This window comes from Pseudomonas sp. MAG733B (genome assembly GCF_036884845.1).
In the GTDB taxonomy this organism is placed as follows: Bacteria; Pseudomonadota; Gammaproteobacteria; order Pseudomonadales; family Pseudomonadaceae; genus Aquipseudomonas.
This window is the reverse complement of sequence record NZ_CP145732.1, coordinates 19,919-31,605: the sequence shown is the minus strand read 5'-3', so window position 1 is coordinate 31,605 and position 11,687 is coordinate 19,919. Positions and strand designations below refer to the sequence as shown.

General features: G+C 60.5%; 9 protein-coding genes. 1 reads left to right on the top strand and 8 read right to left on the bottom strand.

Going from position 1 to position 11,687, the window contains the following annotated elements; genetic code table 11:
* Positions 1 to 111 precede the first annotated feature (111 nt).
* The 7 genes from V6Z53_RS00130 to V6Z53_RS00100 all read right to left on the bottom strand — a co-directional run bounded on the left by V6Z53_RS00130 (position 112) and on the right by V6Z53_RS00100 (position 8,546).
* On the bottom strand, positions 112 to 300 hold the full coding sequence (locus V6Z53_RS00130; RefSeq protein ID WP_338583569.1) for a hypothetical protein: 189 nt from the start codon (positions 298 to 300) through the stop codon (positions 112 to 114).
* Positions 297 to 1,427 carry a PepSY-associated TM helix domain-containing protein gene (locus V6Z53_RS00125; RefSeq protein ID WP_338583568.1) on the bottom strand — a complete coding sequence of 377 codons (1,131 nt, stop codon included), beginning with the start codon at positions 1,425 to 1,427 and terminating at the stop codon, positions 297 to 299. The genes V6Z53_RS00130 and V6Z53_RS00125 overlap by 4 nt, the downstream gene beginning before the upstream one ends.
* A 72-nt stretch (positions 1,428 to 1,499) precedes the next feature.
* Positions 1,500 to 3,932 carry a TonB-dependent siderophore receptor gene (locus V6Z53_RS00120; protein ID WP_338583567.1) on the bottom strand — a complete coding sequence of 811 codons (2,433 nt, stop codon included), beginning with the start codon at positions 3,930 to 3,932 and terminating at the stop codon, positions 1,500 to 1,502.
* Positions 3,933 to 4,167: 235 nt separating this feature from the next.
* Complete coding sequence (locus tag V6Z53_RS00115; protein WP_338583565.1) at positions 4,168 to 5,142, bottom strand: FecR family protein; 975 nt, start codon at positions 5,140 to 5,142, stop codon at positions 4,168 to 4,170.
* A complete protein-coding gene (locus tag V6Z53_RS00110; protein ID WP_338583564.1) occupies positions 5,139 to 5,657 on the bottom strand; it encodes an RNA polymerase sigma factor in 519 nt (172 codons plus the stop codon). Before V6Z53_RS00110 ends, V6Z53_RS00115 begins: the two co-directional genes overlap by 4 nt.
* Positions 5,658 to 5,887: 230 nt before the next feature.
* Positions 5,888 to 6,595 (bottom strand): 3'-5' exonuclease, encoded by a 708-nt coding sequence (locus V6Z53_RS00105; protein ID WP_338583563.1) that lies wholly within the window; start codon positions 6,593 to 6,595, stop codon positions 5,888 to 5,890.
* A gap of 10 nt (positions 6,596 to 6,605) precedes the next feature.
* On the bottom strand, positions 6,606 to 8,546 hold the full coding sequence (locus tag V6Z53_RS00100) for a putative nucleotidyltransferase substrate binding domain-containing protein (RefSeq protein ID WP_338583561.1): 1,941 nt from the start codon (positions 8,544 to 8,546) through the stop codon (positions 6,606 to 6,608).
* 254 nt (positions 8,547 to 8,800) lie between these two features.
* Here V6Z53_RS00100 and V6Z53_RS00095 point away from each other — a divergent pair, with 254 nt between their 5' ends.
* Positions 8,801 to 9,247: a response regulator gene (locus V6Z53_RS00095; protein WP_338583559.1), complete on the top strand. Its 447-nt coding sequence runs from the start codon at positions 8,801 to 8,803 to the stop codon at positions 9,245 to 9,247.
* Positions 9,248 to 9,325: 78 nt separating this feature from the next.
* Here V6Z53_RS00095 and V6Z53_RS00090 read toward each other — a convergent pair whose 3' ends face one another.
* Positions 9,326 to 11,503: a malate synthase G gene (locus V6Z53_RS00090; RefSeq protein WP_338583558.1), complete on the bottom strand. Its 2,178-nt coding sequence runs from the start codon at positions 11,501 to 11,503 to the stop codon at positions 9,326 to 9,328.
* Between the last annotated feature and the right edge of the window lie 184 nt (positions 11,504 to 11,687).

Genomic DNA, 11,687 nt, shown 5'->3' with positions numbered 1-11,687 from the left:
GCGAGAATTTGAGACTAACCTTGAATCTGTAGGAGCGAGCCTGCTCGCGAGGACGGTGTGTCAGCCAATTCAAAATCGACTGATACGGCCCCATCGCGAGCAGGCTCGCTCCTACAGGTGTTTGCGGCGTTGCAGGAGGCCGCGTAGCCCGAGGATGGCCGGGATGCCCAAGCCCAGCCAGCTCAGCGAATCCCACACGCCATCGCCGAGCAGCGCGGCAAACAGCCCCGCCGCGCTGAGCAAAGCAATCAGAGTGGGTGCGGCAAACACCTTCCAGAAATTCGACTGGCGAGGCTTCATGCCACGCTCTCCGCTTTTTCCAGCACGGGTTTGGCGGCCTTGCGCCGCACCACCCACAAGTAGACGCCGCTGCCGAGGACGATGATGGTCAGCACATCCAGCGTCGCCCAGAGAATTTGCATCGGCATGCCGCCGTAGTCTCCGAAGTGCAGCGGCTGCGACATACCCATGGCATCCATGTACCAAGGGCGCTCCGCCACGGCGGTGACTTGCAGCGTGCTGGCGTCGATCAATACCGGCGTCAGCAGGTGCGAGGTCAGGTGCGTACTGCCTTTCATGAACACCGCGTAGTGGTGCTCGCTGGAAAACCGCGTGCCGGGGAAGGCGATGAAGTCGGGCTGCATGCCCGGCGCAACTTCCTTGGCGATGTCGAGCAGGCGAGTGGCCGGCGCCAGTTGCGTCAGCGGCGGTGCATCGCGGTACGGCGCGACCATCGCGCTCAGGCTGTCGTTGCGCCACGCGGCGATCAGCAGGTCGGCACAGGCGCTGATCACGCCGGTCACGCCGACCACCAAGGCCCAGGTCAACGTCACCACGCCGATCAGGTTATGCAGGTCGAGCCAGCGCAGGCGGGTGGACTTGTCCTGGCGCACGGTGGCGAACTTCAAGCGCCGCATGAACGGCAGATACAGCACCGTGCCGGACACGATCGCGACAACGAACAGCAAACCCATGAACGCCAGCAACAACTTGCCCGGCAGACCGGCAAACATGTCCACGTGCAGGCGCAGCATGACCATCATGAAGCCGCCGTTGGCCGACGGCATTTCCAGCGCTTCGCCGGTGCGGGCGTCGAGCATGAAGGTGTGCGACGAATTGGGCTCGGTGCCCGCCGTGGCCGCCATGATTGCGATGGCGGCATTCGGCTCGTCCTCGTCGAAACCGAAGTACTGCATGACTTCGCCGGGGCGATGCTTTTCAGCCGCCTGAACCAGTTGCTGCAAGTTCAGCTGTGGGGTGTCCGCCGGCATGACCTTTAACTCAGCGGCATCGCCCAGCAGATGGTCGATCTCGTGGTGAAAGATCAACGGCAGGCCGGTCAGCGCCAGCATCAGCAGAAAGACTGTGCAAATCAGGCTGGTCCAGGTGTGGACGACGGACCAGCGGCGAATTGTTTTACTTTTCATTTCATGACCCTCAGAAATACCAAAGCCGTCCTTGATGGACGGCCTGGGTACTGGGCGTGTCAGATCAAGCCATTACCACTTGTAGGTGGCACTGGCGACAACACTGCGTTGGTCGCCGTAGTAGCAGTAGAAACTGTCGCAAGTGGAGATGTAGTCCTTGTCGAACAGGTTGGTTGCGTTCAGCGCCAGCGAGGCACCTTTCAGACTGTTGTCCAGACGACCGAGGTCGTAGTGAACAGCCGCGTCGAACACGGTGTAGGCGTCAGCCTTGCCCAGCTCGGTGTTGGCCTGGTCGCCGTAGGTGTTGCCGGTGTAGCGAACACCGCCGCCGATACCGAAACCGTCGAGAACGCCGTTGTGCCAAGTGTAATCGGTCCACAGCGACGCTTGCTGGTTAGGCATCAGTTGCAGGCGATTGCCTTTGAAGGCGCCGTCTTGTACTTCGGATTTGGCCAGGGTGTAGGCGGCGATGACCTTGAGGTTCTCGGTCACGTCGGAAACTGCTTCCAGCTCCAGGCCTTTGACTTTCACTTCACCGGTCTGGCTGGTGATCGAGACGTTGTCCGAGTTGGTGGTGGTGACGGAGACGTTCTTCTGCGTCAGGTCGTAGATCGCAGCGCTCAGCAAGGTATCGCTGCCCGGAGGCTGGTACTTGATACCCAGTTCCCATTGTTCGCCTTCGGTCGGTTTGAACGAATCGGTCGGCGAAGCCGTGGCATTGCTGGTCGGCTGGAACGACTCGGCGTACGACAGGTACGGCACGATGCCGTTGTCGAACACGTAGCTGATCGCTGCGTTGCCGCTGAAGTTGGTGTCGCGCTCGGTGTTGGTGGCATCGCCCCGGTTGAAGAACTTGGTGCCGGTGTGAACCCAGTCTTCACGACCGCCGAGGGTCAGGCGCCATTGGTCGAGGGCCATCTGGTCCTGAACGTACAGGCCGGTCTGGTAGGTCTTCTGGTCGTAGTCATAGAACGCGCTGGAGCGAGGCGGGCGAACGATTTCCACGCCACGGACCGGGTTGTTCACGTTGGTCGGCGGGGCACTGCCGAAGATCGAGGTGTAGTTGGTGTTGTTGCGCTGGTGATCGAGGCCGATCAGCACGGTGTGACGAACATCACCGGTGGCGAAGTCGGCCTGGAAGTTGTTGTCCACGGCGAACTGGCTGATGTCTTCGTCAACGCTGGTGGTCGAACGACCGACGTTGCCGTCGTTATCCACCTGAGTGAACGGGTACGCGCCGACGGTGATGCCCTGGAAGGACAGGTCCGACTTGGTGTAGCGCAGGTTCTGACGGAACTGCCAGACATCGTTGAGGCGATGTTCGAACGCATAGCCCAGTGCGTAATAAGTGCGGTCGTAGTATTCCCAGTCCGGGTCGCCCAGGTTCTTGTGGTGGGAAACATCGCCGAACGGCATGCCGATCTTGGTGCCCTGGATCGGCAGGAACTGGCTGGTGATGCCGGTATCGTCACGGGTGAATTGCGTGAGCAGGGTGAACTTGGTGTCTTCGTCGATGTTCCAGGTCAGGCTCGGCGCGATGTTGTAGCGCTTGTTGTCGACGTGGTCGATCTGCGTGCCGCTGTCGCGCACCACGCCGCTCAGGCCATAGAGGAACTGACCTTCATCGTCGATCTTACCGGTGCTGGCGAAGTTGATCTGGCGTTGGTTGTCGCTGCCGTATTGCAACTGGACTTCGTTGCTCGATTCAGCGCTGGGACGGCGGCTGACCATGTCCAGCAGGCCGCCCGGTGGAGTCTGGCCGTAGATCGACGAGGCCGGGCCGCGCAACAGCGCGAGGCGGTCGAGGTTCCAGGTTTCCTGTTTCGGGTTGGCGTACACGCCTCTTGGCAGTGGCAGGCCATCGAGGAACTGGGTCGGTTCGAAGCCGCGCACGCGCAACCAGTCGGCGCGGGTGTCGCTGCCGTAGCTGCTGGCGGTGATGCCGGGCATGTAGCGCACGGCGTCGTCGAGGCTGTGCACGCTGCGGTCGTCCATCTGATCGCGCGTAGCGATCGAGATCGAGCGAGGTACTTCGACCAGTGCGGTGTCGGTCTTGGTGCCGGCGGCGGTGCGCTTGGCCAGGTAGCCTTGCACCGGGCCCCAGGCGTCTTCATTTTCCTGTTCTATGCCGATGACGCTAGTGGCCGGCAGGGCCATCACACCTTCGGGCACGGCCACCAGGGTGTAGGTGCCGGTGCCGCTTTGCTCCAATTGCAAACCAGTGCCTTGCAAGGCCTGGCGCAGGGCGGTGGCTGCATCGAACTGGCCGTTGACCGGTGCCGAAGTCTTGCCTGCCGCCAGCGATGGATTCAACGACAGCGCCAGACCGGCCTGGCTGGCGATCTGGTTCAGGGTGCTGGCCAATGGCGCGGCCGGCAGGTTGTAGGCACGAACGCTGGACGCCTGTTCAGCGGCGATCAGTTGGCTGCTCACCAAAGGGGTGCAAAAGGCAATGGCAACCGCCAGCAAACTGGGGCGCAACAAGGTGTCTAGCGAACGGGACATACAGCGGCTCCTGAAAGGGAATACTTCTCAATTGCCTAGGTGCCGAACGAAAATCAAAAAGTGATAGGGCTGGATGAAAATAATTTCGATTCAGTAAATGCGGTGAAGCTAAAGGCCCCATCGCGGGCAAGCCTTGCTCCTACGGGTTTTGTGTCGTTCCCATTATTAACGAACAACACAAACCCTGTAGGAGCAAGGCTTGCCCGCGATGGCGGGTTGATTGACCCCACACCTCTCAGGGCTTGGCGTCTGTCTTGGCCGCCACCGTCACCCACCACTGCGTATGCTGTTCAATCTGCACCGGCAACGTCGGCAGCAGGGCGCTCAGGGCCAGGTCGGTGTTTTGCAGCGGGAAGCTGCCGGTGATCCGCAGGTCAGCCACTTCCGGCGCCACACCCAGATGCCCACGGCGATAACGGCCGAGTTCGTGCACCAGATCTTCCAGTCGTGCGTTGTCCACCACCAGCATGCCGCGCGTCCAGGCGTCGGCGCCGAGGTTGAGCGCCATGATCTGGCCCAGGCCGTCATTGCGGATCAGCACTTGCTGGCCTTCGCGCAGAATCTGTTCGTCAGGGCTCGATTGCGGATGGGCGGCCACCGCCGAGTGCAACACGCTCAGGCGTGTGCCTTCATCCTCGCGCTTGACCAAAAACCGCGTGCCCAGTGCGCGCATGCTGCCTTCGCGGGTCTCGACGATAAACGGCCGCGCGTCGCCGTGACCGGTTTCAACAAGAATTTCCCCTTCTTGCAGAACAACCAACCGCTGCTTTTCGTCGAAGCGCACGTCAACCGCACTGTGGGTATTGAGGTTGATCAACGTGCCGTCGGACAGGCGAATGGTGCGCTGTTCACCGGTAGCGGTGCGCTGGTCGGCCAGCCAATAGTCGACCGGCAAATAGTGCTCACCGGCAAACAACGCCAGGCCGATCACGGCGACCACGCTGGCCAGACCGCTGCCGAGCTTGCGCACCCGGCGGCGAATGCCTTCGCGCGATTGCAGCAGGGCCGTACGGGCCGGGCCGCTGGCGACGCTGAAACGCTGATCGAGCATGCCCAGTTGGCGCCACGCGCGGGCATGTTCTTCGTGGGCGGCGTGCCATTTGGCGAACTCTTCGCGCTCCACCGGGTTGCCAGCGTCCAGAGACAATTGCCAGGCGATCGCCGCATCCAGCACTTGCGCCGACACCGGTTTGGAACTGACCGGGCTCATGTCGGCTCACCGTACAACGCGATGTAGCATTGGCGGACGCCCTGGGCCAGGTACTGGCGCACGCGAGGTACGGACACACCGAGGCGTTCGGCGATTTCCGCGTGCCCCAGGCCATCGAGACGGTTGTAGAGAAACGCCGCTCGCGCCTTGCTCGACAGTTTGCCGAGCAGGCGATCGATGTTTTTCAGGTCTTCGAGGATCATTTGCTGTTCTTCCACCGACGGTTGCTCGGCTTCGGGAATCAGCATCAATTCGGTGAGATAGGCCTGTTCCAACGCGGCACGGCGGAAATAGTCAAACAGCAGACCCTTGGCGATTGCCACCAGGAATGCCCGTGGCTCGCGCGGTTCTTTCAGTTCTTCACGGCCCAGCAAGCGCACGAAGGTGTCCTGGCTCAGGTCCTCGGCCCGTTGCGGGCAGGCGACGTTGCGCCGAAGCCAGGCCAATAGCCAACCGCGATGGTCGCGATATAACGCACCGACGAGCTCACTTTGAGGGCTTGGGACTGACGACACGCAGCATCACCGATTGGGAAGTGTTAACTAACGAGAATTGTTCGCGATTGTGGCAGAGGCGAGGAAGGGAAAGCAATTGGCATTGGTCGGGTGGGATTGCTCGGGTTCAGACAAACCTGTGGCGAGGGAGCTTGCTCCCGCTCGACTGCGCAGCAGTCGCAAAATGAGCAAGGGGTCGCTGCGCGCCCCAGCGGGAGCAAGCTCCCTCGCCACAGAGGTTTGTGTGAAGGCTAGAACGAAGGCGTCTGCTGCCTACGCTTCCACTGACTCAACCGCTGCTGCAGATTCAACGGGCTATGAATCTGCTGCTGCCGTGCACGGCTGAACAGGATCAACGCCAGTTCGGCAGTTGCCAGGGCATCGGCGCTGGCGTTGTGGCGTTCGAAGACTTCCAGCTTGAACCAGTCGATCCATTCGTCCAGCCCGGCCTCGCGGATGTTCGCCTGCGGGCAGAGCAGCGGGGCGATGTCCGCCACGTCCAGAAAGGTGTGCTGCAGTTTGTAGCCGAGATGATCTTTCAGCGCCCGGCCGAGCATGTGCTGGTCGAATGGCGCATGAAACGCCAGCAACGGACTGTCGCCGACGAACTCCATGAAATCGAGCAACGCCTCGGCAGGATTGCTGCCGGCGGCAATCGCACTGGGGCCGATGCCGTGGATCAACACGCTGGGACCGAGTTTGACTTCGGTGCATTGCAGGGTGCGTTCGAACTGCTGGCTGAAATCGATGGCGCCATCCTCGATCACCACCGCGCCGATCGACAGCACCCGGTCCTTGTTCAAATTCAGCCCGGTGGTTTCCAGGTCAAGCACGATCCAGCGCTGCTCACGCAGGCTGCACTCGCTCATCCCGCTCGCGGGTAGCAAGCGTTGCAGACGTTGTTGCAATTCACCGGACAGGCTCGGGCCGGCGGGACGCAGCCATGAGAACAGACTCATAGTTGATAGCTCATAATTGGTACCGCAGCGCCAGACTGCTTTGCAGGCGTTGCGCCTGGCGCAGGGATTCACGCAGGATCCGCCGGTCCAGATGATTGAGGCTGTCCGGATCGACGCGGTTGGAGTAGGGCAAATTCTCCCGGGTCTGTAGCTGATGTTGCTGCATGCGGGTTTGTTGGATGAAGTGATACGCCTCTTCGTACGCGGCGCCGTCCAGCGGCTCGATGATCTCTTTGTCCACCAGTTGGCGAAAGCGCTCCAGGGTGTTGTTGGTTTCGATGCCATGGGCGAGGGCGAGCAATCGGGCGCCGTCGACGAAAGGGGTCAGGCCCTGAATCTTCAGATCCAGCGTGGCTTTCTCGCCATTTTTCTTCGCCAGCACGAACTCGCGGAAACGTCCTACGGGTGGGCGATTGCGCAATGCGTTTTCGGCCAGCATGCGCTGGAACAAACGGTTGTCGCTGACCTGGTCGAGAATCCCGCGACGCAATTGTTCGCAGCCTTGCTCGCTGCCCCAGACCACGCGCAAATCGAAATAGATGCTCGAACCCAGCAGATTTTCCGGCGTGGCCTCGCGGATGAACGCGGCAAAACGACGGGCCCATTCGACGCGGGACAAACACAGCTCGGGGTTGCCGGCCATGATGTTGCCCTTGCACAGGGTGAAGCCGCACAGCGCCAGGCTGTGGTTGATCTGGTGGGCGATGGGCAGCAATCTTCCGCGAATTTCGGCCGCATGCGCCGCGTCCCGGACTTCGAACAGAATGCCGTTGTCCTGATCGGTGTACAGCGTCTGTTCGCGGCGACCTTCGCTGCCGAAACACAGCCAACTGAACGGCACGCCAGGGTCGCCTTTTTCCGCCAGGGTCAGCTCGATCACACGGCACACGGTGTGGTCGTTGAGCAGGGTGATGATGTGAGTGATCTGCGTCGAGGACGCGCCGTGGGCCAACATGCGTTCGACCAATTGGCCGATCTCGCCACGGATCGCCACCAGGTTTTCCACCCGCGGCGCATTGCGGATGGTTCGCGCCAAGTGCACCAGATCCACCCGTTGCAGGGAAAACAGATCGCGCTCGGAGACCACGCCGCACAAGCGCTGATCCTTGACCAGGCAAACGTGGGCGATGTGCCGCTCGGTCATGGCGATCGCTGCATCGAACGCACTGTGATCGGGCGTCAGGTAAAACGGCGCCCGGGTCATGTGCCGCTCGATGGCTTCTTTGAAATCACCGGTTCCGCTGGCCACCACATGGCGTAAATCGCGCAGGGTGAAAATCCCCAGCGGCACCTGGTGTTCGTCGACCACCACAATGCTGCCGACCTGCTGCTCATGCATCAGGGTCACGGCTTCACGTAGGGGCGTGGCAGGGCTGCACATCACCGGATGGCGCATGGCCAATTCGCCCAGGCGGGTGTTGAGCGAATACTGGGTGCCGAGGGTTTCCACGGCTTTTTGCTGGACTTGCTGGTTGACCTGATCGAGCAAGCTGCTCACGCCACGTAGGGCGAAGTCGCGAAAGGTGTTGGAAATGGCGAATAGCTTGATGAACGCCAGCTTGTTGAGCTGTAGGCAAAAGGTGTCTTCGGCAGCCAGATGTTCGGTGCGGGTCGCCCGTTCCCCCAGCAGTGCGGCAAGAGGAAAGCATTCGCCGGTGGTGATTTCGAAAGTGGTTTCGTTGCCGCCCTTGGCCGAATGCGGACGCTCGCCCACCACCCGACCCTGTTTGACAATGTAAAAGTGCTCAACCGGGCCATCGGCGGGTTTGATGATGCTCTCGCCGGGCGCATAAAAACGCAGCTGACATTGCTCAACCAGGTACGCCAGGTGCGCGTGTTCCATCTGATTGAAGGGCGGGAAGCGCTGAAGGAATTGCAAAGTGCCCTGGATGTTCTGCAACACCGCGGTTTTCCCTGCCTGTGTGAAGGCGTCCGCTTTACTCATAACCATTACCGCAGTCTTTTTTGGATTTGTTGTTGTCGGATGACTCACCCATGGTCGACCCCTGCGGTCAGGGTGCCCATTGGACGTAAGTCTAGGTAGGCAATCAGTGTGATGGAATGTCGGAAAAGCCTGACGCAAATGAGAGAAAAATCGCTCTATTCTGCTATTGGAAAAATATCCGACGAAGTGCACATTGAAGCTCTGTCCAGCGATGTCTCACCACTGTGCCAGGGAACTGAATTGAACATGTAGAGAACGCCATGTCCGACCACGATATTTTGAGTGACGCCGAGCGCGAAGCGCTGAGTGCCGTCATGCAGGAACCCGACCTGCCGCCGCAGCGGGTGCTGATCGTCGACGACGATAAGGACGCGCGAGAGTTGCTGTCGGAAATTCTGGCGTTGGACGGCATTCGTTGCATGACAGCGGCCAGTGGCGAAACTGCACTCAAGATGCTGGAAGAGAAACCTTCGATTGGCCTGGTGATTACCGATCTGCGGATGCGAAACGTGGATGGCCTGGATCTGATCCGCCAAGTGCGCGAGTCAGTGCGGGCGGCAATGCCGTTCATCATCGTTTCCGGCGATGCCGAACTGGAGGACGCGATTGCCGCGATGCATTTGAGCGTGGTGGATTTCCTGCTCAAGCCAATCGATACCGAAAAGTTGCTGGGGTTGGTCAAGCATGAGTTGGGGATGGATCTGTGAGCCGCTAAAAATCTTGCTCCACAAAAAAAGCCCTGATCTTTCGATCAGGGCTTTTTCATGTCCGGCGCATATGCTCAGTTACAGGCCATTGGCAGCCTTGAACTCGCGACGACGACGGTGCAGAACCGGCTCGGTATAACCGTTCGGTTGCTTGGTGCCTTCGACCACCAGTTCGACGGCTGCCTGGAAGGCGATGTTGCTGTCGAAGTTCGGTGCCAGCGGGCGGTACAGCGGGTCATTGGCATTCTGACGGTCAACCACCGGCGCCATGCGCTGGAGGCTTTCCATCACTTGCTCTTCGGTGACGATGCCGTGACGCAGCCAGTTGGCGATGTGCTGGCTGGAAATACGCAGCGTTGCTCGGTCTTCCATCAGGCCGACATCGTTGATGTCCGGCACTTTCGAACAGCCGACACCTTGGTCGATCCAGCGCACTACATAACCGAGAATGCCCTGGCTGTTGTTGTCCAGTTCGTTCTTGATCTGTTCGGCAGTCCACTGCGGGTTCACCGCCAGCGGGATGGTCAGGATGTCGTCCACCGATGCGTGAGCACGTTTGGCCAGTTCGGCCTGACGGGCGAACACATCAACCTTGTGGTAGTGCAGAGCGTGCAGTGCAGCGGCGGTTGGCGAAGGTACCCAAGCGGTGTTGGCGCCGGCCAGTGGGTGAGCGATTTTCTGTTCGAGCATCGCCGCCATCAGGTCGGGCATGGCCCACATGCCTTTGCCGATCTGCGCACGACCTTGCAGGCCGGTGCTCAAGCCGATGTCGACGTTGGAGTTCTCGTACGCGCCGATCCATTTTTCCGCCTTCATGTCGGCCTTGCGCACCATCGGGCCGGCTTCCATGGAGGTGTGGATTTCGTCGCCCGTGCGGTCGAGGAAACCGGTGTTGATGAACACAACGCGCTCGCTGGCAGCCTTGATGCAGGCCTTGAGGTTGACCGTGGTGCGGCGCTCCTCGTCCATGATCCCGACTTTCAGGGTGTTGCGCGGCAGGCCCAGCACGTCTTCGATGCGGCCGAACAGCTCGTTGGTGAACGCCGCTTCTTCGGGGCCGTGCATCTTCGGCTTCACGATGTAGACGGAACCGGTGCGGGTGTTTTTGCGCGAGGTGTTGCCATTGAGGTTGTGCAGCGCCGCCAGGCAAGTCACCAGACCGTCGAGAATGCCTTCCGGCACCTCGTTGCCGTCTTTATCGAGGACCGCGTCGATGGTCATCAGGTGACCCACGTTGCGCACGAACAACAGCGAACGACCGTGCAAATTCACCGCGTTACCGTCGACACCGGTGTAGGTGCGGTCGGCGTTCATGGTGCGGGTAAATGTCTTGCCACCCTTGGCGACTTCTTCCGACAGGTCGCCCTTCATCAGGCCGAGCCAGTTGCGGTAGATCACCACTTTGTCATCGGCATCGACGGCGGCAACGGAGTCTTCGCAGTCCATGATGGTGGTCAGCGCAGCTTCCATCAGAATGTCTTTGACGCCGGCTGCATCGGTCTGGCCGACCGGGGTGCTGGCATCGACCTGGATTTCGAAATGCAGGCCGTTGTTTTTCAGCAGGATCGCGGTCGGTGCCGAAGCATCGCCCTGGAAGCCGATCAGTTGCGCGTCGTTACGCAGGCCAGTGTTGCTGCCGCCTTTAAGGGCGACCACCAGTTTGCCGTCGACGATCTTGTAGCTGGTGGAGTCGACATGGGAGCCGGCCGCCAATGGCGCCGCTTCGTCGAGGAAGGCGCGGGCGAAGGCGATGACCTTGTCGCCGCGAACCTTGTTGTAGCCTTTGCCTTTTTCCGCGCCGTCAGCTTCGCTGATGGCGTCGGTGCCGTAGAGCGCGTCGTACAGCGAACCCCAGCGGGCGTTCGAAGCATTGAGAGCGAAGCGGGCATTCATCACCGGCACCACGAGCTGTGGACCGGCCATGCGGGCGATTTCTTCATCGACGTTTTGCGTCGTTGCCTGGAAATCGGCCGCTTCTGGCAGCAGATAACCGATGTCTTGCAGGAAGGCTTTATAGGCCACGGCGTCGTGCGCCTGACCGGCACGCTGTTGGTGCCAGCCATCGATACGAGCCTGGAAATCATCGCGTTTGGCGAGTAGGGCTTTGTTCTTCGGCGCCAGGTCATGAATGACCTTGTCGGCACCGGCCCAGAACTTGTCGGCGGTGAGGCCGGAACCGGGAATGGCTTCGTTGTTCACGAAGTCGAACAGGACTTTGGCGACCTGCAGGCCACCGACTTGAACGTGTTCAGTCATTGCTTGCCTCACTCTGCTCAGCTATTTCGCTTTTCAGCTCTTCAATTTAACAATGAAGCCTCTGGCCATTTAAACCACAAACCCTGCGACCAGTACATGCCATTTCTGACGGCTGGGTGGGGACCAATCAACGGCTTGAGGGCCTTGCTGACGGGGCTTTCAGGGATGCGACTGCGCCTGCGGC

Excerpts from the sequence above, each read along its gene's own strand:
- V6Z53_RS00130 (WP_338583569.1), bottom strand. The coding sequence starts at position 300 with ATGAAGCCTCGCCAGTCGAATTTCTGGAAGGTGTTTGCCGCACCCACT.
- V6Z53_RS00125 (WP_338583568.1), bottom strand. The coding sequence starts at position 1,427 with ATGAAAAGTAAAACAATTCGCCGCTGGTCCGTCGTCCACACCTGGACC.
- V6Z53_RS00120 (WP_338583567.1), bottom strand. The coding sequence starts at position 3,932 with ATGTCCCGTTCGCTAGACACCTTGTTGCGCCCCAGTTTGCTGGCGGTT.
- V6Z53_RS00115 (WP_338583565.1), bottom strand. The coding sequence starts at position 5,142 with ATGAGCCCGGTCAGTTCCAAACCGGTGTCGGCGCAAGTGCTGGATGCG.
- V6Z53_RS00105 (WP_338583563.1), bottom strand. The coding sequence starts at position 6,595 with ATGAGTCTGTTCTCATGGCTGCGTCCCGCCGGCCCGAGCCTGTCCGGT.
- V6Z53_RS00100 (WP_338583561.1), bottom strand. The coding sequence starts at position 8,546 with ATGGTTATGAGTAAAGCGGACGCCTTCACACAGGCAGGGAAAACCGCG.
- V6Z53_RS00095 (WP_338583559.1), top strand. The coding sequence starts at position 8,801 with ATGTCCGACCACGATATTTTGAGTGACGCCGAGCGCGAAGCGCTGAGT.
- V6Z53_RS00090 (WP_338583558.1), bottom strand. The coding sequence starts at position 11,503 with ATGACTGAACACGTTCAAGTCGGTGGCCTGCAGGTCGCCAAAGTCCTG.